Annotated in this window: 28 protein-coding genes; 13 read left to right on the top strand and 15 right to left on the bottom strand. The window is 69.5% G+C overall.

Annotation, left to right across the window (positions count from 1 at the left end; all coding sequences use genetic code 11):
- Window positions 1–42: 42 nt before the first annotated feature.
- The 3 genes from AB0M56_RS08575 to AB0M56_RS08565 all read left to right on the top strand — a co-directional run bounded on the left by AB0M56_RS08575 (window position 43) and on the right by AB0M56_RS08565 (window position 2,642).
- A complete protein-coding gene (locus AB0M56_RS08575; protein WP_364172370.1) occupies window positions 43–666 on the top strand; it encodes a TetR/AcrR family transcriptional regulator in 624 nt (207 codons plus the stop codon).
- Between the two features lie 126 nt (window positions 667–792).
- Window positions 793–1,848: a Dyp-type peroxidase gene (locus tag AB0M56_RS08570; protein WP_364172368.1), complete on the top strand. Its 1,056-nt coding sequence runs from the start codon at window positions 793–795 to the stop codon at window positions 1,846–1,848.
- Entirely contained in the window at window positions 1,845–2,642 is a 798-nt protein-coding gene (locus tag AB0M56_RS08565) for a family 1 encapsulin nanocompartment shell protein (RefSeq protein WP_364172366.1), read from the top strand. Before AB0M56_RS08570 ends, AB0M56_RS08565 begins: the two co-directional genes overlap by 4 nt.
- A gap of 45 nt (window positions 2,643–2,687) precedes the next feature.
- Here the strand turns inward: AB0M56_RS08565 and AB0M56_RS08560 are convergent, their stop codons facing one another.
- The 3 genes from AB0M56_RS08560 to AB0M56_RS08550 form a co-directional block, all read right to left on the bottom strand.
- Window positions 2,688–3,617 carry a hypothetical protein gene (locus tag AB0M56_RS08560; protein ID WP_364172364.1) on the bottom strand — a complete coding sequence of 310 codons (930 nt, stop codon included), beginning with the start codon at window positions 3,615–3,617 and terminating at the stop codon, window positions 2,688–2,690.
- Between the two features lie 123 nt (window positions 3,618–3,740).
- On the bottom strand, window positions 3,741–4,244 hold the full coding sequence (locus AB0M56_RS08555; RefSeq protein WP_364172363.1) for a MarR family winged helix-turn-helix transcriptional regulator: 504 nt from the start codon (window positions 4,242–4,244) through the stop codon (window positions 3,741–3,743).
- Window positions 4,241–5,431 (bottom strand): MFS transporter, encoded by a 1,191-nt coding sequence (locus AB0M56_RS08550; protein WP_364172361.1) that lies wholly within the window; start codon window positions 5,429–5,431, stop codon window positions 4,241–4,243. The genes AB0M56_RS08555 and AB0M56_RS08550 overlap by 4 nt, the downstream gene beginning before the upstream one ends.
- A gap of 67 nt (window positions 5,432–5,498) precedes the next feature.
- Here AB0M56_RS08550 and AB0M56_RS08545 point away from each other — a divergent pair, with 67 nt between their 5' ends.
- Both AB0M56_RS08545 and AB0M56_RS08540 read left to right on the top strand, forming a co-directional pair.
- Window positions 5,499–6,488: an ArsR family transcriptional regulator gene (locus AB0M56_RS08545; RefSeq protein WP_364172359.1), complete on the top strand. Its 990-nt coding sequence runs from the start codon at window positions 5,499–5,501 to the stop codon at window positions 6,486–6,488.
- Window positions 6,489–6,592: 104 nt separating this feature from the next.
- On the top strand, window positions 6,593–7,153 hold the full coding sequence (locus AB0M56_RS08540) for a M15 family metallopeptidase (protein ID WP_364172357.1): 561 nt from the start codon (window positions 6,593–6,595) through the stop codon (window positions 7,151–7,153).
- Here the strand turns inward: AB0M56_RS08540 and AB0M56_RS08535 are convergent.
- Window positions 7,150–7,374: a hypothetical protein gene (locus tag AB0M56_RS08535; RefSeq protein WP_364172355.1), complete on the bottom strand. Its 225-nt coding sequence runs from the start codon at window positions 7,372–7,374 to the stop codon at window positions 7,150–7,152. The genes AB0M56_RS08540 and AB0M56_RS08535 overlap by 4 nt on opposite strands.
- Window positions 7,375–7,678: 304 nt before the next feature.
- On the opposite strand from AB0M56_RS08535, the gene AB0M56_RS08530 reads away from it, so the two are divergent.
- The 3 genes from AB0M56_RS08530 to AB0M56_RS08520 all read left to right on the top strand — a co-directional run bounded on the left by AB0M56_RS08530 (window position 7,679) and on the right by AB0M56_RS08520 (window position 9,169).
- Window positions 7,679–7,903, top strand: a complete 225-nt coding sequence (locus AB0M56_RS08530) for a hypothetical protein (RefSeq protein WP_364172353.1) — start codon at window positions 7,679–7,681, stop codon at window positions 7,901–7,903.
- 78 nt (window positions 7,904–7,981) lie between these two features.
- The gene (locus AB0M56_RS08525; RefSeq protein ID WP_364172351.1) at window positions 7,982–8,209 is read left to right on the top strand and encodes a hypothetical protein; all 228 of its coding nucleotides are present in this window, start codon (window positions 7,982–7,984) and stop codon (window positions 8,207–8,209) included.
- 78 nt (window positions 8,210–8,287) lie between these two features.
- The gene (locus AB0M56_RS08520; protein ID WP_364172350.1) at window positions 8,288–9,169 is read left to right on the top strand and encodes an ion transporter; all 882 of its coding nucleotides are present in this window, start codon (window positions 8,288–8,290) and stop codon (window positions 9,167–9,169) included.
- Between the two features lie 214 nt (window positions 9,170–9,383).
- On the opposite strand, the gene AB0M56_RS08515 is transcribed toward AB0M56_RS08520, so the two are convergent.
- On the bottom strand, window positions 9,384–10,091 hold the full coding sequence (locus tag AB0M56_RS08515; RefSeq protein WP_364172348.1) for an NUDIX domain-containing protein: 708 nt from the start codon (window positions 10,089–10,091) through the stop codon (window positions 9,384–9,386).
- A gap of 186 nt (window positions 10,092–10,277) precedes the next feature.
- On the opposite strand from AB0M56_RS08515, the gene AB0M56_RS08510 reads away from it, so the two are divergent.
- From AB0M56_RS08510 to AB0M56_RS08500, 3 genes are all read left to right on the top strand, one after another.
- A complete protein-coding gene (locus tag AB0M56_RS08510) occupies window positions 10,278–11,189 on the top strand; it encodes a 5'-methylthioadenosine/S-adenosylhomocysteine nucleosidase (protein WP_364172346.1) in 912 nt (303 codons plus the stop codon).
- Window positions 11,189–13,363, top strand: coding sequence for a hypothetical protein (locus AB0M56_RS08505; RefSeq protein WP_364172345.1), 2,175 nt, complete (start codon window positions 11,189–11,191; stop codon window positions 13,361–13,363). The genes AB0M56_RS08510 and AB0M56_RS08505 overlap by 1 nt, the downstream gene beginning before the upstream one ends.
- Window positions 13,364–13,600: 237 nt before the next feature.
- Window positions 13,601–13,828 (top strand): hypothetical protein, encoded by a 228-nt coding sequence (locus tag AB0M56_RS08500; RefSeq protein ID WP_364172344.1) that lies wholly within the window; start codon window positions 13,601–13,603, stop codon window positions 13,826–13,828.
- Window positions 13,829–13,841: 13 nt separating this feature from the next.
- Here the strand turns inward: AB0M56_RS08500 and AB0M56_RS08495 are convergent, their stop codons facing one another.
- Window positions 13,842–14,276, bottom strand: coding sequence for a cupin domain-containing protein (locus tag AB0M56_RS08495; RefSeq protein ID WP_364172342.1), 435 nt, complete (start codon window positions 14,274–14,276; stop codon window positions 13,842–13,844).
- A complete protein-coding gene (locus AB0M56_RS08490; protein WP_220244170.1) occupies window positions 14,273–14,800 on the bottom strand; it encodes a molybdenum cofactor biosysynthesis protein in 528 nt (175 codons plus the stop codon). Before AB0M56_RS08490 ends, AB0M56_RS08495 begins: the two co-directional genes overlap by 4 nt.
- A gap of 113 nt (window positions 14,801–14,913) precedes the next feature.
- Between AB0M56_RS08490 and AB0M56_RS08485 the strand changes: the two genes are divergently transcribed.
- Complete coding sequence (locus AB0M56_RS08485; protein ID WP_364172341.1) at window positions 14,914–15,693, top strand: hypothetical protein; 780 nt, start codon at window positions 14,914–14,916, stop codon at window positions 15,691–15,693.
- Here AB0M56_RS08485 and AB0M56_RS08480 read toward each other — a convergent pair.
- From AB0M56_RS08480 to AB0M56_RS08455, 6 genes are all read right to left on the bottom strand, one after another.
- Window positions 15,659–15,886 carry a hypothetical protein gene (locus tag AB0M56_RS08480; RefSeq protein WP_364172339.1) on the bottom strand — a complete coding sequence of 76 codons (228 nt, stop codon included), beginning with the start codon at window positions 15,884–15,886 and terminating at the stop codon, window positions 15,659–15,661. The two genes, AB0M56_RS08485 and AB0M56_RS08480, sit on opposite strands and share 35 nt — an antisense overlap.
- Before the next feature lie 168 nt (window positions 15,887–16,054).
- Complete coding sequence (locus tag AB0M56_RS08475) at window positions 16,055–17,410, bottom strand: ricin-type beta-trefoil lectin domain protein (protein WP_364172337.1); 1,356 nt, start codon at window positions 17,408–17,410, stop codon at window positions 16,055–16,057.
- A 385-nt stretch (window positions 17,411–17,795) separates the two neighbouring features.
- On the bottom strand, window positions 17,796–19,214 hold the full coding sequence (locus tag AB0M56_RS08470; protein ID WP_364172335.1) for a GH1 family beta-glucosidase: 1,419 nt from the start codon (window positions 19,212–19,214) through the stop codon (window positions 17,796–17,798).
- Window positions 19,215–19,216: 2 nt separating this feature from the next.
- Window positions 19,217–20,062, bottom strand: a complete 846-nt coding sequence (locus AB0M56_RS08465) for a carbohydrate ABC transporter permease (protein ID WP_220244166.1) — start codon at window positions 20,060–20,062, stop codon at window positions 19,217–19,219.
- Window positions 20,059–21,042: a sugar ABC transporter permease gene (locus tag AB0M56_RS08460; RefSeq protein WP_364172333.1), complete on the bottom strand. Its 984-nt coding sequence runs from the start codon at window positions 21,040–21,042 to the stop codon at window positions 20,059–20,061. The genes AB0M56_RS08465 and AB0M56_RS08460 overlap by 4 nt, the downstream gene beginning before the upstream one ends.
- Complete coding sequence (locus tag AB0M56_RS08455; RefSeq protein WP_364172331.1) at window positions 21,039–22,346, bottom strand: ABC transporter substrate-binding protein; 1,308 nt, start codon at window positions 22,344–22,346, stop codon at window positions 21,039–21,041. Before AB0M56_RS08455 ends, AB0M56_RS08460 begins: the two co-directional genes overlap by 4 nt.
- Before the next feature lie 171 nt (window positions 22,347–22,517).
- Here AB0M56_RS08455 and AB0M56_RS08450 point away from each other — a divergent pair, with 171 nt between their 5' ends.
- On the top strand, window positions 22,518–23,546 hold the full coding sequence (locus AB0M56_RS08450) for a LacI family DNA-binding transcriptional regulator (protein ID WP_364172330.1): 1,029 nt from the start codon (window positions 22,518–22,520) through the stop codon (window positions 23,544–23,546).
- Here the strand turns inward: AB0M56_RS08450 and AB0M56_RS08445 are convergent.
- Window positions 23,524–23,832 carry a hypothetical protein gene (locus tag AB0M56_RS08445; protein WP_364172329.1) on the bottom strand — a complete coding sequence of 103 codons (309 nt, stop codon included), beginning with the start codon at window positions 23,830–23,832 and terminating at the stop codon, window positions 23,524–23,526. The two genes, AB0M56_RS08450 and AB0M56_RS08445, sit on opposite strands and share 23 nt — an antisense overlap.
- The gene (locus tag AB0M56_RS08440; RefSeq protein ID WP_364172327.1) at window positions 23,822–23,983 is read right to left on the bottom strand and encodes a sigma factor-like helix-turn-helix DNA-binding protein; all 162 of its coding nucleotides are present in this window, start codon (window positions 23,981–23,983) and stop codon (window positions 23,822–23,824) included. Before AB0M56_RS08440 ends, AB0M56_RS08445 begins: the two co-directional genes overlap by 11 nt.
- Window positions 23,984–24,019 lie beyond the last annotated feature (36 nt).

Below are 24,019 nucleotides of genomic sequence, written 5' to 3'. Positions count from 1 at the left end.
GGAATTTCCGCACCGGGCCCCGGGCCGCGCTAGACTCCCGGCGTGACGCAGGCAAAGGAGCGCATCTCGCGCCGGGGCGTGGACAAGTTCGCCCAGCGGCGCGAGCAGCTGGCGGAATCCGCGCTGCAGGCGCTCGCCGAGCTGGGCTACGCCCGCACGAGCCTGCGCGAGATCGCCCAGAAATCGGATTTCTCCCACGGCGTGCTGCACTACTACTTCGCCGACAAGGTCGAGCTGCTCACCTACGCGGTGCGCAAGTTCGAAGAGGTCTGCGTGACGCGCTACGACGACGTCGTGGCCGAGGCGCACACCGCCGAGGAGCTCGAACGCGGCTTCGGCGCGGCCATGGCGGCCACGCTGCGAACCGACGCCGTGATGCACCGCCTCTGGTACGACCTGCGCAACCAGAGCCTGTTCGAGGAGTCCTTCCGCGCCGACGTGCTCGAGATCGACGAGCGCAGGCAGGCCATGATCTGGCGCATCGTCGAGCGCTACGCCGAGCTGGCCGGCGCCGTGCCGCAGGTGTCCGAGGCGGTCGCGTACGCCACGTTCGACGGCCTCTTCCAGCAGTTTCTGCTCCGGCACCTGGCCGGGCGGGAGACCGCGGCCGACGAGCTCGGCGAGGCCGTGCCGCGCGTGGTCAAGCAACTGTTCTGCACGGCCTGACGGCGCGGGTTTCCCGGCCGTGTGAGTGCGGCGGGCGAATCCGGCGCGCCAGGCTAGGATTTCGGCGTCGGTTGTGCAGGCAGGAGGGCCAGTGATCGAGAAAGCGCGCTGCGCTGGGGGTGCGTGGTGACGGCGTCTGCTTCAGCCGAGCTGCCGCCGGAGCCGCAGCAGGTGGTCGGCCCGCTCACGCGCGCGGCGATCTTCCTGGTGGTCCGCGTGAACCCAGGCGGCGAGTCCGTGGCGAAGGACCTGCTGGCCGATCTGGCCGGATTGCAGCGTTCCGTCGGGTTCCGGTCGCTGGACGGTGGCCTCACGTGCGTGGCCGGCGTCAGCTCGTCGGCGTGGGACCGGATCTACGGCTCGCCGAAGCCGGCCGAGCTGCACGACCTGCCCGTGTTCGCCGGGGACAAGCACACCAGTGTGACGACCAAGGCCGACCTGCTGTTCCACCTGCGGGCCGAGCGCATGGACCTGTGCTTCGAGCTCGAGTCGCTGATCATGGCGCGGCTCGAGGGCGTGGTCACGGTCGTCGACGAGGTGCAGGGTTTCCGCTACTTCGACGCGCGTGACGTGCTCGGGTTCGTCGACGGCACCGAGAACCCGACCGGCCGCGGCGCCGTCGAGGCCGTGCTGGTCGACGACGACGAGGCGTTCAACGGCGGCAGCTACGTGATCGTGCAGAAGTACCTGCACGACATGACGGCGTGGAACAAGCTCACCACCGAGCAGCAGGAGCTGGTGATCGGCCGGCGCAAACTGTCCGATGTGGAGCTGTCCGACGACGAGAAGCCCGGCGACTCGCACATCGCGCTCAACGTGATCGAAGACGAAGACGGCAACGAGCTCGAAATCCTGCGCGACAACATGCCCTTCGGGCGCCCCGCGTACGGCGAGTTCGGCACGTACTTCATCGGCTACGCCAAGACGCCCTCGATCATCGAAACGATGCTGGAGAACATGTTCGTCGGCTCGCCGCCCGGCAACACCGACCGCATCCTCGACTTCTCGACACCGCTCACGGGCGCGTTGTTCTACGTGCCCACGGCGGAGTTCCTGGAAGACCCGACCGTCGCGGCTGTCCCTGCCGCGGCGGAAGAATCCGAGTCCGAGCCGGAGTCTCCGGCACCCCAGCCCGGCACCTCGCTGGGCATCGGCAGCCTGCGAAGGAGTCCCCGGTCATGAACAACCTGCATCGCGAACTCGCCCCGATCTCCGACGTCGCCTGGTCGGACCTGGAGGACGAGGCCCGCCGCACGTTCGCCGAGTTCGCGTCGGCGCGCAAGGTGGTCGACGTGGTCGTGGCCGACGACGTGACGCTCTCGGCCGTGGGCACGGGGCACGTCGAGGGCGTCGAGAGCCCGCTGGCGGGCGTGACCACGCGGCTTCGCACGGCGCAGCGGATCGTGGACCTGAAGGTGCCCTTCACGGTCTCGCGCGAGGCCGTCGACTCCGTGGAGTGGGGCGCGAAGGACCCGGACTGGCAGCCGGTGAAGGACGCCGCGCAGGCCATCGCGTACGCCGAGGATCGCATCGTGTTCGACGGCTTCGCGGGCGCCGGCATCGCGGGCATTCGGCCGGCGTCTTCGCTCAGCCCGGTCGCGCTGCCCGGCGAGGCGCGCGCGTACCCGAAGGCGATCGGCGACGCGCTGGCGAAGCTGCGTTCGGCCGGCGTCGCGGGGCCGTACTCGGTGCTGCTGAGCAACGCCGCGTACACCGCCGCGATCGAGGCCGCCGACCACGGTTACCCGGTGCTGGAGCACCTGAAGCAGATCGTGGACGGCGACCTGATCCTGACGCCGGCGATCGAGGGCGCGTGTGTGCTCACGACCCGCGGCGGCGACTACGAGCTGCACTTCGGGCAGGACCTGTCGATCGGCTACACGAGCCACGACGCCGACAGCGTGCAGCTGTACTTCCGCGAGACGCTGACGTTCCTGGTCAACACGGCCGAGGCCGCGGTCGGTCTGACTGCCTGATTTCGAACGGGGAAGCCGCCTCGCGTGGGCGGCTTCCCCTTCGTTTCAGAGCTTTTCCGCTGCTTCGTAGAGGTTCTTCGCGTCCGCGCCGAGCGGGGCGCCCTCCAGGCTGAGGGTCTTGGACTCGCCGGTGGTCTCGTCGTAGTCGAGCTCGCCGCGGCTGGTGACCGAGAAGATCTCGCCGTTGCCGGTCCAGCGGTTGAAGCCGTCGAACCACGGGCCCCCGCTGGAACCGCCGGCCATGTCGCACGTGGACATCCAGTGGTCGGACACGGTCGGGTCCTGGTGCGTGGGCAGGTCGCACCACATCAGCGCTTCCCCGAAGTACGCCTTCGAACCGGGGTAACCGACGATCGCGGCCTGCGTGGTTCCCTTGTGGTCGAAGGAAATCCGCTGCGTGCCCGCGACCTGGGCGACGTGGCGGCCCTGCTGCTGGTCGAGCACGACCATGGCGACGTCGGGTTCGCTGCCCGTGGTGTAGGAGTGCCGGAAGGCGAGCGCGCGCGTCGCGAATACCCCGTGCGGACGGCGGCCCTGGTCGTAGCCGGGCACGAACACGGAGTTCTTGATCGGGGTCACCTGGTCCTCACGGTTCAGCCCGGCGTACGCGCAGTGCCCGGCCGTCACGAGGACGTCGCCACTCGTGCTCGGCACGGCGGTCGCGGTGCACCAGGTGTCCAACGGCGCCTCGCCTGGCGAGACCTCGGTGAAGAACAGCCGTCCGACGCCCTGCGGGCCCGGTCCTGACCAGCGTTTCGCGACCTGCTCCACGCGGTCGATCGTGTCGGCGCCGGCGGCCTTCATCTTCTCGGGTGTCCAGTACGCGAGTGCGGCCGCGCGGTCGGCGGTGCTGAAGGCGGTCACGTCGTTCTCACCGGCAGCCGAAGCGGCGGTGGTCGTCGTGGCAGCTGTGGCGGCGGTGGCCACCACGGCCGCGAGGGCCACCAGGGTGCGGCGGATCGTCAAGATCGTCATGACCAGGAGACGGCCGGGGACGCGGGCGGTTCCGACCCGGTCCGGTGAATTGCCCGGTCGTGCGACTGTGTCGATCGTCACTAATCCGATCACAGTCACGGCCGAATGGCTTCGTAGCGACGGTTACGTGCCCGCGTGGGGGGTCGGCCTACTTTTGGCCGGATTAGTAAGGAGGGTGCCGCCGAGGGCGTCGAGGATCTTCTCGCACGTCGCGGCGAAGCGGGCGGCTTCGGTGGGCGAGACGACGTCGAAGAAGAGCCTGCGGACCTGCGCCACGTGGGCAGGGGCGGCGTCGACGATGGCCTGGTGCCCGGCGGGGGTGAGGCAGAACTCGGGGGAGCGCGCGTTGTCCGTGGGCTCACGGCAGACGAGGCCACGGCGTTCCATGCGCTTGAGATGGTGGGAGAGGCGGCTTTTCTCCCAGTCGGTCGACTCGATGAGCTCGTACGCGCGCATCCGCCCGTCCGGGGCTTCGGACAGGGTGACGAGGATCAGGTAATCGGCGCCGGAGAGGCCGAACTCGGTCTGCAAGTGGCGCGCGAGGGCGTGGTCGAGGCGCTGGCTCATCGCGAGAAACGAGCGCCAGGCACGCTGCTCGCCGTCGCCCAGCCAGCGCGGTTCTGTCATGAGGGGCGATGGTACCGGTGCCGGTTTCGCACCAGCACCGGCAAGGCGGCGAGCAACGCGAGACCGCGCACGGCGCCGGCGACGGGGTAGGGAACTCGCAGCCCGAAGGCCGCCGCGAGGAAACCGCCGGTCAGCGTGCCGAGGGGGATGAGGCCCCAGCCGAGGAGCTTGTAGACGCTGGTGACGCGCCCGAGCAGCGGCGCCGGGACGAGGTCTTGGCGGAGGCTGACGGTGACGACGTTCCAGAGCGTGGTGACGAAACCGTTGAGGGCGAGGAAAACGCCGAGGACGGCGGCGTTCGGGCTGAGGCCGATGGCGGCGAAGACCGCGGCGTTCGCGGCGAGGCTGGTGACGAGTGCGCTGAGTGGCCCGATTTTCGCGACGATCCGGGCATTGACCAGACCACCGGCGACGCTGCCGACGGCCGCGGCCGCGAGCAGCGCGCCGTAGCCGCCGGGGCTGACGTGGAGGGTCTGGGTGGCGAGGAGGACGAGGGTCGCGGTGGCGAGCTGGCCGCAGAAGGTGTTGACGCCCAGGAGAATCGCGAGGGTGCGCAGCAGCCGGTGGTGCGCGAGCCAGCGGAGCCCTTCGGCGATCGGGGCTTTCTGCGTGAGACGGTGCGTGCGGCGCGGCAGCTTCGCGACGAGCGCGGCGGACGCGGCGAAGGAAACCGCGTCGAGCCCGAACGGGAGGGCCGCGGCGAGCGCGAACAACGCGCTGCCCAGCGGCGGGCCGGCGAACTGGACGCCCACCGTCTTGACGACCTGAAGGGAACCGTTGGCGTGGGGCAGCAACGGTTTCGGGACGACCTCGGGCAGAAACGCCTGCGCAGCGGTGCCGAAGACGACGTCGCCGGCACCGAGGGCGACGGCCGTGAGGACCAGCAACACGATCGTCGCCTGGTGGCCCGCGACGAGCAGCGCCACGGCACCGGCGACGGCGGCTTGCGCGAGCTGCGCGCGCGTCATGAGCCGGACGCGGTCGTGCCGGTCGGCCCAGGCACCCGCGGGCAGCGAGAGCAGCAACCACGGCACGTACTCGGCGGCGGCCACGAGCGACACGAGCCTCGGATCGCGCGTGACGGTGACGGCCAGCAGGGGCATGGCCGTGACGAAGGCGCCGTTGCCGACGTTGTCGATCCCGTTGGCCCACCACAGCTTCCGGTACCCCGCCGGCAGTTTCGTCACGACGGGGATCTTGGTGGCGCTGCGCCGGCGGCGACATGATTTAGCTTCATGCTACATACTCGGTGGCGTGGCGGACATCGTCGAGGTGGGCGTCGCCGAGCTGGCGGCGACGCGGTTCGCCGTGTCGCCGTTGTCGGAGACGGTGGCGGCATTGCTCCAGGTCATGGGGCGCACCCGGGGGCCGCTGCACCAGCCGTGGTTGCGGTGGGTGGCCGACGAGCTCGCCCGTGAGCCGCTCGACGTGCCGCTGGTCTGGGCTTTGCTGACCGCCAAGGGGTTGGGCTGGCCGAACTTTCTCGTCCCCGCTCCGGCGCACGCGACCAGCACGATCGACGACGATCTCGCCATGCTCGGGCGCACTGCGGCGCGCCAGGTGCGGGCCAGCATTTCGCGGGTTTTCGGGGACGATCCGCCGCCGATCGTCGCGGAGTTCGTGGCGCGTCCGGCCGCGGGGTTGCGCGTGCTGGCGGCCGAGTTGCGCGTGGCTTACGTTCGGCTGGTGGCGCCGCATTGGCCACGGATCCGGGCCGTGCTGGACGCCGACGTCGTCCACCGGGCGCGGCAGCTGGCGGTCGGCGGCGCGGAACGGCTGTTCGCCGATCTGCATCCGGAGCTGAGCTGGTCGGCGGGATGGTTGCGCCTCTCCGGGACGGGCCGGGACGTGGTCGTCAACCGGGGCCCGGGTGGTCTGGTGCTGATGCCGGTCGTGCTCGGCTCGCCCGACGTGCTGATCAAGCGCAACACCGCCACGCAGACCACCGTGCGGTATCCGGCACGCGGGGTCGGTGCACTGTGGACAGTCGGTGCCGCACCGGCCGGGGACGCCCTGGTCCGCCTGCTGGGCCGGGCGCGGGCCGAGCTGCTGGAAGCCTTGCGGTCGCCCGCGACGACCACGGATCTGGCGGTGTCGCGCGGTGTTTCGCCGAGCGCGGTGTCGCAGCACCTGCGCGTGTTGCGGGAGAACGGCCTGGTCGCGGGGCAACGGTCCGGGCGTTCGGTGCTGTACCTGACGACTCCGCTCGGCGAGGCGCTGCTCGGCCGGCGCGCTGTTACGTGATCCTGCGCAGCTGTTACGCGGCGCGGACATTCGCCTGACGGTCCGGGGACACGCGGGTTGCACCGTGGTCCGGGTGATCGTCGTGGGGTCATCCGGGAGTGGGAATGCCTGAAATGCGTGCCAAGTTCGTGCTGTTGCTGCTGCCCGCGGTGCTCGTCGCGGGGTGTTCGACGGCGGCGGCGGAGTGGCCGACGGGCGTCGCCTCGGGTTCTTCCGACCCCGACACCGATCCGGCGCAGGGCGGAATTCCGTCCGGGAAGTACCTCACGCCGTTCGACACGAGCTATCCGGCCGTGTCGAAGCTGGACCCGAACCTGCTGAAAGCGGTGCAGCAGGCGGCGACGGACGCGCGGGGGCGGGGGATCGAGTTCAAGGTGACTTCGGGGTGGCGGAGCAAGGCGTATCAGCAGCGGCTGCTCGAAGAGGGGATCCAGAAGTACGGGAGCCTCCAGAGCGCGCGCCAATACGTGAACACGCCGGAGAAATCGACGCACGTCTCCGGCAAGGCCGTGGACATCGGCCCGACCGACGCCGACGACTGGCTCATCCGCCACGGCGACGACTACGGCCTCTGCCAAGCGTATTCCAATGAGCTGTGGCATTTCGAGCTGCTCACGACGCCGGGTGGCACGTGCCCGGCGCCGTTGCCGAACGCCGCGGGTTAGCTTTCCTTGGTGCGGCGGCGAAACGTGTCGAGCAGGAAGCACGCGACCGGGTCGCCGCCGCGTTCCGGGGTGCCGAAGCCGGGTCCCGGTGGGGTGACCACGCGGCCGTTCGACGTGGTGAAGGCCGTGCCGGTGGCCGACGCCGTGGCCGGCACCGTCTCGAACGCCAGCGAGCCGCCGATCACGGCCAGCGCCGCGACCCCCTTGCCGATGGTCCTCATCCGCTCCTCCTCCGGTTCGTGACACCGAGCTTGGCACGCGAATTCGTCACCGGTCAAACAGGTTATGCATGAGGTAATACTTCGGTCAGGTCTTCGGCGCGCAGTCATCCTCCCGCGACGTTCACTACCTGGTGGACGCCTGTGGTTACTCAAGGTTGCTTTCGTGGGGGCAATCCCACTTCGAGCGGTAATCCGTCCGTGGTGTGGGCATATTTCGAGTGAGCGGGCCAGGCCGGTGAATGAATCACCGGCGGCCGCGCTCCGCGGCGGATCGTCCGCTCGCGCACAGGGAGGGAGCCACCCCATGACCAGCACTCTTCGCCGGGCCGCCACCATCACCGCTCTGGCCGGCGCGGCCGCCGCCTCCGTCGCGTTCATCAGCGTGGGCACGGCGTCGGCCATGCCCACCGACTTCCGCTGCACCGCGGCTCAGGTCGACACCACCATCGTCGCCGGCGACCCGGGCGCCGGCCAGCGCTACGCGAACGTCGTGTTCACCGCGAAGCCCGGCGAGTCCTGCAACTTTTAGGGCGCTCTGCCGGTCTCCTTCACCGGCGCCGACGGCGTCACCGTCACCCCCGAGGCCGGCTCCTCGGACGCGCCCCTGGTGACCATCGCCGACGGTCAGCAGGCCACCATGCTCCTGCACTGGAGCGGCATCGAGGCGCCCGAGCACCAGGTCCAGCCCACCGCCGTCACCATCACGGCCCCCGGCACCACGACCCCTCGCGGCGACACCAGCGACCCGCAGATCACGCTGCCGTGGGACCAGTCGCCCCTCGACGCTTCCGCCGAGGCCCACAATGTCACGGTGGGACCGGTCATCGCCGCCTGACGCCGGGGCTCGTCGCACGGCCCGAGGGGTGCTGACGTGCCATGATCGGGCCACGCGGCGTCGATTCCTGGAGATGGCATGACCACAACCGGCCGGCGGGAGGCTGAGCTCAACAGCGGGATCCTCCCCGGCAACGTGCACGTGGACGACTGGGTGATGTTCGTGCTCGCCGTCGTCTCTGTCGGGGGCCTGGGCTACCTGCTGCTCGGCCCCCCGCCGCCGGCGGAGCTCGACGCGTGGTTCTTCGGCGTCGACTGCGTGGTCTGCGGCATCTTCCTGCTCCACTTCCTCTGGCGGTGGCGCAAGGTCGCCTGGCGAATGGCCTTCCTGACGCGCAACTGGTACGAGGTCTTCGCGATGATCCCGGTCGCGTACCCGCCGTTCGTCGCGCAGCACCACCTGATCGCCGGGCTGCTGCTGCTCATCCGCATCGGCCGCGCGGCCGACCGGGCCGTCGGGGAGCAGTTCTTCTACCGCCTGGTGGAGAAACTTTCCGACCCGATCGTGCGCGCCATCAAGAAACCCGTGACGATCGCCGTGCTGGACGAGGTCGTCAAGGTCCTCGAGACGGGCAACTACCCGGAGAACCTCGCGAAGTCCCTCAGCGAGAACAAGGTGGAACTCCGGGCCATCATCACGGAAAAACTCGCCGCCGACCCGCAGCTCGGCCGCCTGCGCCGCCTGCCTTTCCACGACGAGATCCTCCGCGCGGCCGTCGACGCTTCCTTCCGGGTCTTGCTGGAGGTCCTCCTGGACCCCCGCATCGACGACTTCTTCTCCGCCGTGGTGAGGGAAAACCGCGAACAGATCCGCCGCGCCGTTGCCCTCGGCCTGAACGAGTTGGACGACTCCCCGGACGAAGGCCTGCTCCGCACCCGGCCACAGCGCACTGCGGCACGGGAGTACGACCTCAGCCATCCCCGTCCGGAACCGACCAAACCGCCTGAGAAGCGGTGGTGACCGGAGGCGGCTGCTGGGGTGTGGCCGTGTCCAGCGTGCACCCGGTCAGCACGCCGCCCAGCGTCGCGCCGGCGGCGAAAGCGAGCGTGACGGCGCGGACCGCGTAGCCGGCCGTGCAGTGGATCTCCATGTCGACCCCATTCATGTCGATGTGACGATTATGGGATTCACGGTAGGCCTGACCGCCTTTAACGTCAAGGTGACGAGAATTTCGTCAGGAGCTGCGCAGCATCGCGGGGTGCAGGATGGTGGCCGGGCCGCGCCGGAACACGGCTGCGGGGCGTCCGGCCTGGCGTGACACCCGTTCACCGGTCGGTACCAGAAAACCCGGCACACTCATGATCTTGCGGTGGAAGTTTCGGGGATCGAGGGTTTCGCCCCAGACGATCTCGTAGACCTCGCGCAGGTCTGTCACGGTGAACTCGGGACCGCAGAACGCCGCCGCGAGCGTGGTGTACTCGAGCTTGCTCCGCGCGCGTTCCACGGCATCGGTGATGATCTTCTTGTGGTCGAACGCGACCGTCGCCCGCGGTCGCAGCACCTTGTCCACGGGCATGAGCACCGCCTCGCTCGCGTCTCCGCCCGCTGCGGGCTCCGGCAGGTTCGGCGAGAAGCCGAGGTAGCACACGGTGACGACCCTGCGACGCGGATCGCGCCCCGGTGTCCCGTACGTGCGCAGCTGCTCCAGGTGCAGATCCTTCGCGTGCAGCCCGGTCTCTTCTTGCAACTCGCGTGCGGCAGCGACGTCGAGGTCCTCCTCGGTTGAAGCGAGGAATCCGCCGGGGAGTGCGAGCGTCCCCTCGTAGGGCGGGATTCCACGCTTCACCAGCATGATCTGCAGCGCTCCGTCGTGGACTGTGAGCACGGCGAGGTCCACGGCGACGGCGACCTCGGGCGGGGTCCAGTCCTCGTCGTCAGGCATCGTCGGCGCATTCCGCGGCGCCCGGGCGAGTGTCCATAGTGCACAGTGTAGCCGCCGGGAAAATATTCGTCGTATTGACGAGAATGCGCCGTGCGGTCTACCGTGCAACTTGCACTCATCACCTCCCGCCGCCGACCCCGTCCGACCGGGCCGCCGGTCACCCCGTGCTGCCCGGGAGGAAACGCCATGACGGAAACGATTCGGAGCGACCCCATGATCGTCATCCTCACCGCGCTGGACATCGAGCACGGAGCGGTCCGTGCCCGCATGACCGGTGTGGAGCAGCGCAGCCACCGGGCCGGCACGCTGTTCGACGTCGGCACGCTCGACGACTGGCCGGGGTGCACCGTGGCCCTCGCGGTCACGGGCATGGGCAACGACAAGGCCGCCGCGCTCGCCGAACGCGCCGTCGCGGAGTTCTCCCCGGCGGCGATCCTCTTCGTCGGTGTCGCGGGCAGCCTGCGCGAATGGCTCCAGCTCGGCGACGTGGTCGTGGCGGACAAGGTTTACGCCTACCAGGGCGGCCGCAGTGTCGACGAAGGGCTGCTGAGCCGGCCGCGGGCCTGGGAGCTGTCCCACTGCGCGGACCAGATCGCGCGCTCACTCAAGCGCGACGGCACCTGGAGCCGTTGTCTGTCGGAGGAGATCCGGGGCAACACCCCGCGTGTCCACTTGGGACCGATCGCGGCCGGCGACGTGGTGCTCGACTCCAAGCTCTCCGACGTCGCGGACCTCTTGCACAAGAACTACAACGACGCCGTGGCCGTGGAGATGGAGAGCGCCGGCCTGGCGCTGGCCGGTCACCTCAACGCGAACATCCCGGCCGTCACGATCCGCGGTATCAGCGACCACGCCGGCGGCGAAAAGGAACTCACCGACCGCGAAGGCTGGCAGGGGCCGGCTTCCCGCAACGCCGCGGCCTTCGCCGTCGCACTGGCCGCTGCCCTCGACGACGGGCGAGACGGTGAGGGCAGCGCGAAGGAGGAGCCGGCGGTGCTGCCGAGTCCGGGGCCGACCCTGATCGCGCGGGACAACGCCCGCGTCCGGCACCAGATCGGTGTGATCAACGGCGGCGCGAATTTCGGTGGTGAGAAGTAATGAACCTCCCACCACAAGAGAGCGGCCCCATCGCCCAGGGCGACGCTCAGGTCGGCTACCAGATCGGCGCGATCCACGGTCCGACCACTTTCCACGACAACGGGACCTATCACATCAACCAGGAGGATCCGCCGGATCGGAAGTTCAAGGTCGCTCTCAACCACCTGCGGGGTGGTACCGCGCGTGCCGCCGAATCGATCTTCGCCGAACTGCTGCGGAACGGACACGCCGGCACCCAGATCGCCTACTACTACGCGCTCTCGGTCTTCAGCGAACGCTCGCTGAACGAGATGGGCGACGAAATGTACTCGCGGTACCAAGACGCGAACCGCACGGCGGCGCGGTTCCCGGACGACGAGTGGCGGGCCGCGCTCGCCGTGGTGGCCGATCTGCTTTCGTGCGTGTGGGGGCAGGAAAGCGGGGAGGCTCTCGAACAGACGGCGCTGACCAAGGCCATCGACAACTTCAACGCCCTGCCCATCGGCCGTCAGATCGAGATCACCCGGCACCTCGACATGATGCTCGGCGGGGCGATCCAGGACCACCTCGACGTGGTCGAAGCCGAGCGGGTGGCGAAGGCGCGACTGGGTGGTGGCAGAACGAAGCGCGCGTGGAAGTTCTTCGAGCCCACCCCGGCCAAGCCCAGGGTCCTCGGTGTGCCGCCGGTGAACGTTCCCGCGGCGACGTGGGCGCGGATCTGGCTGGGTGTCGCGGCGTTCGTGATCGCGGTGATCGTGGCGCTTGCTTCGATCGGTTCGGGAAACACGGCGCTCGGACTGGTCGCCCTGGTCATTTTCGGTGCCGGTTTCGGCGGTGCCCTGCGGTTCGGGCTCGACCGGGAGTTCCGGGCCAGGAAGCTGGCGTGGCTGGACGCCGAGCACGGATACACCTTGCAGCGACAGGCGATGGTGTCACCGGGGCACTGGGTTTCGACCGACTTCGTCCGGCAGATCCACGAGCAGGTGGACGCGCGGTTCTCCGAAGCCCGGCCGCACGTCGAAGGTCCGTGGCAGGCGGCGACCGAAGGGGTCCGCGAGTACCTCAAGTGGCGGTTCGTCACCCTCTACGGAAACGCCCAGGTCAAGGCCACCATGGTGAACTGGCTGATCCGGTGGCACGCGAAACGCGTCGCGGACGGCTGGCTGACCGGCACGAGGTTCGGCTATCGCGCGGCCTTGCTGCCGTCCTCGCGAACGGTCGCGCTGTTCCGCGTGGGTGCCGCGGCAGCGGTCGCCGGATTCGTGGGAATGGCGAGCTCGCAAGCCGGGTACGTCGGCGGCGCGGTCTTCGCGGCGGTCGGCGCGTTTCTCGTGTGGCGTCCGGTTGTGCAGGTCTATGCCGCGCGGCAGTTGCAGACGGAGCAGGAAGCGGCCGGCCGGCGATTGTTCGCCGAGGAGCAGCAGGGCTACGACGCGTGGCTGGCGGTGCTCTCCGATCGGCCGACGGACGCGGAGATGGCCGTGTGGCTGGACCTCGACAAGTCCCACCTCAAGACCGCGGCACTGCGCCGGGTTTCCCTCGCGAACCGCGACGTCGTCGCTCACGTGGTTCTCACGGAAGGCGATCCCTCCGCGCTGCGCGCCCGCGAATTCGGCGGGCCGATGCGGTACTCGAAGTACGTGGTTCTCGTGTTCCTCCTGACGCGCAGCGGCGTGCGGGAGATCGAGGTGGATCTCGACTTCCTGAACGCGAACGTCCACGACGAGCGGCGGACCTCTTTCCGGTACGACGCCCTGGCATCCGCGCGGGTGTCCGAGGTGGGCGTGCGCTACGCCGACAACAAGCGCTACATCGTGCGGTCCGACGACACCGCCGCGCACCTGGACAAGCACACCCTGCGTAAGCGGGCGTTCCGGCTGCGCCTGCTCGACGGGGACGACATCTCGGTGGTCGTCGAGACCTACCGCCGTCAGGTCGACGTGACCGAGGAAGAGGACGAGGCCCGGCTCAACTTCTTCGCGCTCGAGGCGTCCGGCATCGTCGGTGCGCTGCACGTGCTCGAAGCCGTCGCCGCCGAAGGCCGGGACTGGATCGCGCGGGAGCAGGAACGCCGCCGGCGACGGTCCGAGGACTGGCGCCGCGCCGGCGGGCCGAGGTTGCTAGCCGACGGGCTGCGTGACCCCTTCGGTGAAGACGGCCCGGAGGCGGGACCGCAGGTCCCCGAGCCACGATGACCCGGGGGAGGGAAACCCGGGGGCGGTCTTCGGGCCGCCCCCGGGCCTCGGCCGGCGGCGCCGTCAACCGCTGAACGAGTGCTGCACGCCCCGGCCCGGGCGGCCGACGGGCGGGAGTACGCTGAAGTCCTTCGTTGTCGTTGCTGCACAAGGGTTGTGTTGGCGCGCACACGGGGTGTTCCGATCGTTTCCGAGGCAAGCTGGGGAGCGTCGGGAGCCGAGGCGCGGGTTGGAGACGTGAACGTGGTTGATAGTGGGCAGCAGGTGCAGCCGTGCCGACGGCAGGAGTGCTCGGAGGACTCGCTGTGGCGCGGGCTGTGCGCCGCGCACTGGAGCCGGTGGCAGCGTGGCCAGGACGCCCTCGAACTGGCCGACGACGACGTGCCGCCGCCGCCCGCGCAGGTGTGGTGGCCGCCGGAGCGCCAGGCGTTGCCGTTGAGCAGCCGGGTGCTGCCGGGGTCCTGACCTCGGAGGGGGATCAGCTCTGATCCGAAGGGATCTCCACCTCGGCCCACAAACTGGGCAGGTTCACCACGATCCCCTCCTGGCTGCTGCGCGCGATGATCACCACGGCGTCCTCGCCCGTGGGGTTCTCCTCGCGGTGCGGCACGTACGGCGGCACGAACACGTAGTCGCCCGGTGAGGTTTCCAGGCGGATCTCCGAAGGGCCGTCCGCGAAGACGAACACCGGGTGGCCCGACTGCACGTAGATGGCGGTCTCGGCTTCGCCGTGGTGGTGGTCGCCGGAGTTGGTGTGGGGCGTGACGTGCGTTTCGCCCATCCAGACCTTCTGCGAGCCCACCGTTTTGCCCGAGATGGCCTCGAGCCGGCGCATCCCGGTGGTCTGGTTGGTGTCCCCGGTCAACGAGCCGCCGCGGATGTGGCGCAACGGCTGGTGCCACTGGTCGGTCATCGGGCCTCCACAGTCGATTCCACCACCGTAAGGCGAGCCGGGCCCACGCGCAGCACGCCGTCGTCGAGCGGGACGCAGCGCACGCCGCCGCGGCCGCGCAGGCCGCGGAAGGCGCCGGGGGCGACGGAGACGTCCATCCAGGCACACGGGTTCGCCGGGCGGCGGGCCTGGAAACGCACGGGGCCGTCGCCGCTGTCCAGGGTGAACACGGCTCCCGGATGTGAGCGCGTGGCGGCGAGGTCGTCGACGCGGAAGCCGCGCAAGACGATGTTGCGGCGGGTCAGCAGCGGGTCCACCGGCCCGAACGCGTCGAGCGCCGCGACATCGAACACCGTCACGGCGGCGTCGCGGTGCGCGGCGTGGTTGAAGTAGCGGTCGCCGACCAAACCCAAGCCCGCGCGCACTTCCACGCACGAGCGGGACACCGGCCCGGGATCCGGCCGCGGGCCGTCGGACGGGCGGCCCTCGAACGCGTGCACCGGTGATACGAGCAGCGAAACGATCTCCACCGGCGTGCCGTCCACGCCCCGACCCTACCCGCGCCAGGATCACACGCCCTCCGAGCGCATCCGGGAAAAGGACAACCAGGATCAAACGGTGGTAGCGTCTTCCGCCACCAAACACGGGGGAGACTGCCGTGACCTGGTACGACCGCGTCTTCGTCGACACCGGACGCGCCGCCGCGATGTGGGCGGTGGTCGGGTTCCTCGTCACGTTCGTGGTCGTCCGCGGCATCACGCGCCGCATCCGCGCGAAGCAGCGAAAACCCCAAGGTAAAACCGGCCTGATCCGCGATATTCACATCGGCGGCGTCCACGTGCACCACCAGGTGTGGGGCATCCTGCTGGTGCTGGTCGTCGGCGCGCTCGAGTTCCGGTTCTCGCCCGACGCGCCATGGGGTGAGATCCTCGCCGCGCTGTTCGGGGTGGGCGCCGCGCTCGTGCTCGACGAGTTCGCGCTCTGGTTCTACCTCGACGACGTGTACTGGGCCGAAAACGGCCGCAAGTCCATCGACGCCGTGCTCATCGGCGGGTCTTTGGGCATCCTGCTGCTGCTCGAAGCGTCGCCGATCGGCGAGACGCGCGGGGAGTCGGCGATGTGGTCATACCTGCTGGGCATCGCTGTGCACCTGGTCACGGCACTGGTCTGCCTGCTCAAGGGCAAGCTCGCCACGGGCGTGCTGGGTGTCGTCGTGCCGCTGATCGCCCTGGTCGGCGCGCTGCGGCTGGCGAAACCCGACTCGGCGTGGGCCCGGCGCCGCTACGCCGGGCGCAAGCTCGACCGGTCGCGCCGGCGGTTCGGCGCCCGCTACACCGCGCGCCACAACCGCCTGCGGGACCTCTTCGGCGGAACCCCGACCCCGGACCTGAAGAAGAAACGCGTCAGCGGGAACGCGGGATCCGGCCGTCCGCACTGAGCATCCGCTGCAGCCGCGCACGCGCCATGCGGTGCAGCATCTCGCCGAGCTCCTCCGTCGCGATGCGGCCTTCGAGGTCCCGCCGCGTCGCGCGCACCACGTCCGCCACCGTCGTGGCGGGTACCCGTCCCGAAAACTCACCGGTCAACCAGACGCCGACCTCTTCCACCGCGTCGTGGCACTGAACGGTCATCGTTTTGCCTCGCTTCTGCTCGTGGGCTGGCCCCGACGTGGATTCGACGACCGGCCCCGCGAGCCATGACGGCAAACCGCGAGAAGTTCTTCAGAACAAGAAAAACCGGTGGGGAGCAAGGAAATCGCTCCCCACCGGCCTTGGTGAAACCGGAGGAAAATTACCGACTCAGAAGGACCACAACTGGTTCGCTGCTCCCGTGCACGTCCAGATCTGCAGCGGCGTGCCGTCGGCTGAACTGGGCCCGGTCGCGTCGAGGCACTTGCCGGAGCCCGTGTTCACCAGCTCGCTGGCCGAGTTGTGCGTCCACTGCTGCGCGGCCGTGCCGTTGCAGTCGTAGAGCCCCACCTTGGTGCCGTTGGTGGTGCCGGCCGCGGCGACGTCCATGCACTTGCCCAGCGCCTGCAGCGTCCCGCCGGTGGAGGTCCACTGCTGCGCGTTGGTGCCGTTGCAGGTGTAGAGGTCGATCTTCGTGTTGTTGGCGGAGTTGGCGCCGGCGACGTCCACGCACTTGCCGCCGTAACCCGTGATCTGCGTGCCGCCGGTCGGCGGTGGGGTGGTGCCGCCGCCACCGCCGGTGATGGCGTTGAAGATCCGCGAGTACGCGTACCCGGTGGCCCGGTCGTAGTCCTGGAGCTCCCAGAACGACAGCTCCTGCACGCCGTTCTGCGCCGCGAACGTCTCCAGCTGCTGCGCGTCCGACTGGCTGAACTGCGCGCCGTCGTCGTTGCGGCCGGCGATCGGCGTGAGGCCCATCTTGGCGTAGGCCGCCGACGTCGAGATGCCGTAGAGGCTCGCGAGCTGGCCCGCGGCCGTGCGCGCCGACGCGAGCGCATCCCCGAGCACCGGCTGGCCGTCGTAGAAGTCCATCACCATCAGGTTCACGACGCTGACGTTGAGGCCCTTGTTCTTGGCGTCGCGCAGGATGTCCATCTGCGTGGAACCGAGGCCACTCGGGTCGACGGCGAGGGTGTAGTCCACCTGCACGCTCGGGTTCTGCTGTTGCAGCGCCGCGAGCGCGGAGTTGCGGCGCGCGTTGGCCGCGGTGTCCTTGATGGTGTCTTCTTCGATGTCGAAGTCCAGGCGGGGCGTGCCGTACGTGTTGACCACGTTGGCGTAGGCCGCCGTGAGGCTCGAGGTGTTGGTGCACGTCTGCGCGATCTCACCGCCGGCGGCGCCGCCGAACGACGGAATCACGTTGCCGCCCGCGGCCTGCAGCGAGCTGATCTGCGATTTGAACGAGCCGACACCCGTGCCGTTGGCCTCCCACAGCTGGTTGCAGCCGGAGGAGGGCGTGAGGAACGCCAGGGTGTAGAACTTCGTGCCGGTCGCGTTCATGTCGGCGGCCATCTGACCGATGTCGCCGTCGCTGACCTGCAGGTACGGGGCCGAGTAGTGGGCGGGGAAAGCCGCGCCCGCGGCCGGGGCGGCCTCGCTCACGGCGGGGCTGACGGTGGCCATGGCGACGCCGGCCAGCACGGGCAGAGCCGCGGCAGCGAGCGTTCTGAGTTTCGAAATGCGCATTCCGTGAACTCCAGGGGGGACGGGGAGGGAGAATTGCGCGCACGATTACCCGCGTCCGGCCGAATTGGCGAAAACGGCAGGGCCGGGTACGGGCGGGCAATTCCGGAGAAACGGTGGGGGACCGAATTGCCAGCCACTTCGTGCGTGTTGTGAAGAAAGTTATACCGGTCGTCCCAGTCCTTGGCAACGGGTTGCGGAGCGATCACAGCAGGTCATGGCCACATCCTGTCCGACAGGTTCAGACCAGACCGGGCCAGTGGTGCGCCCGGTGTCCACAAGGGTGAACACCGGGCGTCCTGTTTGTCGCATTGGTCTCTTTGGTTGTTCCGGTGAATGAAGCTTTGCGCTTTCCGGGTGAAACGTATTCGGGGCGGGGAAAGCCGGGTTAATTCACGCCCACGCCGCCGCGCGCGATCACTTCCGAGTACCACTGCGCGCTGCGCTTGGGCGTCCGCCGTTGTGTCGCGTAGTCCACGTGAACCAGGCCGAAGCGCTTGGCGTACCCCTCGGCCCACTCGAAGTTGTCCAGCAGCGACCAGTAGAAGTAGCCGCGCAGGTCCACGCCCTGGGCCAGCGCGTCGTGCGCCGCGCGCAGGTGCGCTTCGAGGAACGCGACGCGATCGGCGTCGGCGATCTCGCCGTCGTGCAGCACGTCAGGGTAGGAGGCGCCGTTCTCCGTCACATAGAGCGGCACCGGCCGATAGTCGCGGTGTACCTGCAGCAGCGACGTGGTGAGCCCGGCCGGCTGCACCTCCCAGCCCGAGTCCGTGAGCGGCGCGGTCGGGTCGGGGACGAAGTGCACGTCGGCCGCGCCGAGCCACTCCAGGCCCGCGGGTGAGCTGCCCCGCCGAGGAGAGCCGGCGACGCGGTAGCCGCGGTAGTAGTTCACGCCGAGCCAGTCGACCGGCGCGGCGATCACGGCCTCGTCGCCGTTGCGCACCACGTCGGCGAACCCGAACGGCGCGAGGTCCGCCACCACGTCGGCCGGGTAACCGCCGCGCAGCACGGGGTCGAGGAACAGCCGGTTCTGCTGCCCGTCGACGCGCCGCGCGGCTTCGGCGTCCTCGGGCGAGTCCGAATCCGCCGTGACCGGATACAGGTTGAGCGTGATCCCGGCGGGTACGCGAGGGGCGTCGCGGCGCAGCACGTCCATCGCCAGTCCGTGGCCGAGCAGCAGGTGGTGGGTCGTGGCGGCCGCGGCGGTGGCCGAAACGCGGCCCGGCGCGTGGATCCCCTTCGCGTAGCCGAGCATCGCCGCGCACCACGGTTCGTTGAGCGTCGACCAGCTCGCCACGCGGTCGCCGAGCACGCTCACGATCGTCTCCGCGTACTCGGCGAACCGGTAGGCCGTGTCACGCGAGGTCCAGCCGCCGAGGTCCTCCAGCCGCTGCGGCAAGTCCCAGTGGTACAGCGTCGCCCACGGCTGGATCCCCGCCGCCAGCAGCGAGTCGACCAGCCGGTCGTAGAAGGCGATACCCCGCACGTTCGGCACGCCGCCGGGCCGGATCCGCGGCCACGCCAGGGAGAACCGGTACGCGCCGAGGCCCAGCGAGCGCATCAGCTCCACGTCCTCGCGCGCACGCCGGTAGTGGTCGGCCGCCGGCTCGCCCGTGTCGCCGCCGCGGATCGCGCCCGGCCGGGTGGTGAAGGTGTCCCAGACGGACGGTTCGCGGCCGTCCACAGTGGTCGAACCCTCGACCTGGAACGCCGCCGTGGCAGCGCCCCAGACGAACCCGGGCGGGAACGCGAGGCCCGTCTGCGCGCACGCGGACAGGAGTTCGGCGGACAGGGGTTGTGGGGGCATGGTCACCCTTTCACGGCACCTTGCATGATCCCGGCCACGATCTGGCGGCCGAGCAGGAGAAAGACGATGAGGATCGGGATCGTCGCGAGCGTGGTGCCGGCGAGCACGAGCGAGTAGTCCACGTAGTAGCCGCTCTGCAGCTTCTCCAGCGCCACCTGCACGGTCGGGTTGCCGACGTCGAGCACGACCAGTGGCCACAGGAAGTCGTTCCAGGACATCATGAACGTGAACATCGCGAGGATCGCCGCCGCCGGGCGCACGGCCGGGAGGCACACGTTCCAGAAGATCCGGATCATGCTGCAGCCGTCCACGCGCGCGGCCTCGATGAGCTCGTACGGCACGGCGTCCACTGTGTACTGCCGCATCCAGAAGACGCCGAACGCGGTCACCAGGTTCGGCACGATCACCGCCTGCAACCCGCCGGCCCAGCCGAGCTTCGACATCGCGATGAACAGCGGGATGATGCCCAGCTGCGTGGGCACCGCGAGCGTCACCACGATGAACACGAACAACGCGTTGCGGCCGCGGAAGCGTAGCTTGGCGAAGGCGAACCCGGCGAGCGAGGAGAACAGCACCGTGGTGAGCGTGACCGTGCCGGACACGATCACGCTGTTGGCCAGCGCCTTCCAGAACGGCACAGTGTCGAACACCCGCGCCGCGTTGGCGAAGAAATTCCCGCCCGGCAGCAGCGGCGGCACGCGTTCGGTGAGCATCCCGTTGTCGCGGCTGGCGACTAGGAACGACCAGTAGAACGGGAACAGCGAGCCGAGCACGAACACGGCCAGCACCCAGTAGGTGGCCTTGCGCGGCTTGCCCAGCCGGCTCACCCGCGTGGTCAGCGTGGTCATTTGCCCCTCCGAGGGGTACGCGCGATCCGGCCGGTGAGCAGGTAGTTCAGGCCCGCGATGAGCACGATGATCAGGAACAGCACCCACGCGATCGCCGACGCGTAGCCGAGGTCGAAGTTCTCGAACGCCGTCTGGTACAGGTACAGCGTCACCGTCTGGAACTGGTGGGTGGAGCCGCCGTTGTTCGAGCCGGGCATGGCGTCGAACAGCTTGGGCTCGGTGAAGATCTGCAGCCCGCCGATCGTCGAGGTGATGGTGACGAAGATCAGCGTCGGCTTCAGCAGCGGCAGAGTGACGTGCCGGAACCGCCGCACGGTGCCGGCACCGTCGATCAGCGCCGCCTCGTGCAGCTCCTTCGGGATGGCCTGCATCGCGGCCAGCACGATCAGCGCGTTGTAGCCGGTCCAGCGCCAGTTGACCATGATGGCGATGGCCACGTGGCTCGCGAACCGGTTGGCCTGCCAGTCCACAGGGGACAGTCCGATGGTCTGCAGGAGACCGTTCACGAGGCCGTACTTGGGGCCGAACAGGTTGGCGAAGATGATCCCGAGCGCCACCAGGCTCGCCGCGTACGGCAGCAGGATCCCGACGCGCCAGCCGGTCGCGCCGCGCAGCCGAGTCGACAGCAACGCGGCCAGGAGCACGGCGATGATCAGCTGCGGCACGCTGGAGAGCAGGAAGATGCTCACGGTGTTCTCCAGCGAGTGCCAGAACTGCGCGTCGGCGAAGAGCTCCTTGAAGTTGTCGAGGCCGATGAAGTCGGGGTTGTCGTCGCCGGCGTCCCAGTGGAACAGCGAAACGTACGCGGTGTAGAGCAGCGGGAACAGCCCCACGATGCCGAAGACGATGAAGAACGGTGCCACGTAAAGGTAAGGCGACGCCTTCACGTCCCACCTGGACAGCCGGTCGCGCAGCCCCGGCCGGGGTGCGGGTCGCCGCACCCCGGCCTGCGTGCCCTCGCGCGTGACGGTGGTCGTCACCGCGCGAGCTTCTTCGCGCCGTCCACGAGCTGCTGCCAGCCGTCGGCCGGCGACTTGCCCTGCTCCACGGCCTGGAGCGCGGGAGCCGTGACGTTCTCCTGGATCTGGCCGTCGTTCGGGCCCTTGTACTGCGGCTTCGCGACCTTCTTGGCCTGCGCCACGAACAGCTCGCCGATCTTCGCGCCGCCGAAGTACGCGTCGGTCTGGTTCAACAGCTCGGGGCTCTCCAGTGCCTTGACCTGGCTCGGGAACGTGCCCTTCGCTTGGAAGGCCTTGAGCTGCTGCTCCGGCGCCGTCAGCCATGCGGCCAGCGCCGCGGCCTCACGCGGGTGCTTGCTCTGCGTCGGCACGGTCAGGTACGAGCCGCCCCAGTTGCCGCCGCCACCGGGGAACGCGTCGGTGACCGCCCACTTGCCGGCGTTTTCCGGCCCGGCCTGCTCCTTGACCACGCCGAGCATCCACGCGGGACAGACCTTCGTGGCGAACGCGCTCTGGCGGAAGCCGGAGTTCCACTCGTTGCTGAACGCGGTGAGCTTCGCCGACTCGCCCTTCCCGACGGCGTCGGTCACCTTCGCCCACGCGTCCTTGATGCCCTGGTTGGACTCGACAGTGAGCTTGTCGTCCTTGTCGAGGTAACCGACGGGCAGTTGGTTGACCATCGCGTTGAAGTTCTGCGCGGCCGAGTCGAACCACGCCTTGCCGGTCTTCTGCGCGTACTGCGCACCCGCCGCGAAGTAGCTGTCCCAGGTGGCGAACATGGTCTTCACGGACGCGTCGTCCGTCGGCAGGCCGGCCTGCTGGAGCAGGTCCTTGCGGTAGCACATCGCGTCGGGCCCGATGTCCGTGCCGTAGCCGATGAGCTTGCCGTTCTTGTCCTTGCCGGCGTCGTACTTCCACGACAGCCAGCGGTCCGGGCTCGCGTCGGCCGGGCCGATCTGGGTGAGGTCGTAGAACTTCGACGACTTGCTGAGGATGTCGGAGAGGTGGCCTTCCTCCACGGCCTGCACGTCGGCGAGGCCCGAGCCCGCCGCGAGCTTGGTCATCATGTCCTGCGCGTACGGGCCGCCCTGGCCCGTCTTGCGGTGGGTGATCTTGATGTTCGGGTGCAGCCGCTCGTACTCCGGGATCAGCGCTTCGTAGCCGAACTCCGTGAACGTGGCCAGCGTGAGCTCCACGTGCTCGTCCGGCCCGGCCGCCGCCGGGATGTCGCTGCTGCTGCCACCGCCGCCACCGCACGCCGCCACGGCGAGCGCCGTCATCGTGATGCCCAGCGTGAGTGCCAGGCCCTTCCGGAACGTTGTCACCGTCGTCAACCCCTTGAAGGTTCAGTTTCTGGGAGCGCTCCCAGACGGTTGACGAGTGTGGGTCCGCTGGAGTTCCATGTCAAGGGTGGTTATCGGAGCGTGCCCTTCCGGGAGCGCTCCCTGAATCGTGCGGCTAAGCTGTCCGGCGATCACGAGTGGAGGGGTGGTGCAGTGGCGCCTCGGTCCGAGGACGAGCGCCCGACGCTGGAAGACGTCGCGGCGTTCGCCGGTGTGTCGCGCTCCACCGCTTCGCGGGCGTTGAACGACGACACCTACGTCAGCGCGCGGTCGCGCGAAAAGGTGCTCGCGGCGGCGCGCGATCTCGGCTACTCGCCGAACCAGGCCGCGCGGTCGCTGGTCACGCGGCGGACGGGCGCGATCGCCGTGGTGCTGTCGGAACCCGAGGCGCGGCTGCTCGACGACCCGTACCGCACGGCCGTGATGCGCGCCGGCTACCGCGAGCTGGCCGACGTCGGCTGCCAGATGGTGCTGATCTTCAGCGACACCCGCGAAGACCTCACACGCACGGTGCGCTTCCTCGAAGGCGGCCACGTCGACGGGGTGCTCGTGTTCGCGCCGCACCGCGCCGATCCGCTGCCCCGGGCGTTGCGGCTGCTTCGCGTGCCCGTCGTCTTCGGTGGTCAGGCGGCCGACCTGCGCCGCGGCGTGCACGTGGTCGACTTCGACAACGAGGGCGGCGCGCGCCTCGCCGTGCAGCACCTGGTGTCGGCCGGCCGCCGCCGCATCGCGACCATCGCCGGGCCCCAGGACCAGGGCGCACCCGTCGACCGCCTCGCGGGCTGGCGCAAAACCCTCGTCGACGCCGGCCTCGACCCGGCGGACCTCGCGGAGGAAGCCGACTTCACCCTCGCCGGCGGCGCCCGCGCCATGGCTTCGTTGCTCGACCGCGTGCCCGACCTCGACGCCGTGTTCGTGGCCAGCGACATGATGGCCGTCGGTGCCCTGCGCACGCTTTCGTCGGCAGGACGGTCCATTCCGGACGAGGTCGCCGTGGTCAGCTTCGACGACAACGCCACGCTGGCGCCCGAGATGACCCCGCCGCTGACCTCCGTGCACCAGGACCCGCGCGAGCAGGTGCACGCGATGGTGGAGACGCTGATGAACCTGCTCGACGGGAAGGAACCCCAGCCGCGTCAGCAAATCCTGCCGGTGTCGCTCACCGTCCGCGAGTCGAGCTGAAGTCCGTCAGGCCGACGAGGTAGGTGCGGTCCGCGTCGAAGCGCACGACGAGCTGGACACCGTTCGTGCCTTTCGGCATGTACGCGGTAACGGGCGAGCCGTCGAGGTTGTGAGCCGCCGACGCGGCCGCGACGAGCACGGCCCCCGTGCGGCCGAGGCCTCGTGGCCGGAGCCGCGCTCGGGCGCCACGGGGTGTCGGGCACGGTGCCCGCCCGCGCAAGGTGGCGGCGTCCTCCAGCTGGGAACGGCCGGGACGTTCCGGCTGATCGCGCAGGTCAGCGTTCATGCGGGCCGTCCTTCATCCGGCGTCGGAGGGTGGCCAGGGCGCGGTGGGCCGTCGACTTCACGGTGCCGGGTGGCACGCCGAGCGTGCGCGCGATCTCGGCCTCGCCGCGTCCCTGGCGACGACGATCGGCCCGGATCTTTCTGGTGCTCATGCGGGGTATCACGCGTTGGGTGTCGGCAGGCTCCAC

The organism is Amycolatopsis sp. NPDC051372 (genome assembly GCF_040682095.1).
Taxonomy (GTDB): domain Bacteria; phylum Actinomycetota; class Actinomycetes; order Mycobacteriales; family Pseudonocardiaceae; genus Amycolatopsis.
This window is presented reverse-complemented; position numbering and strand designations above follow the sequence as displayed.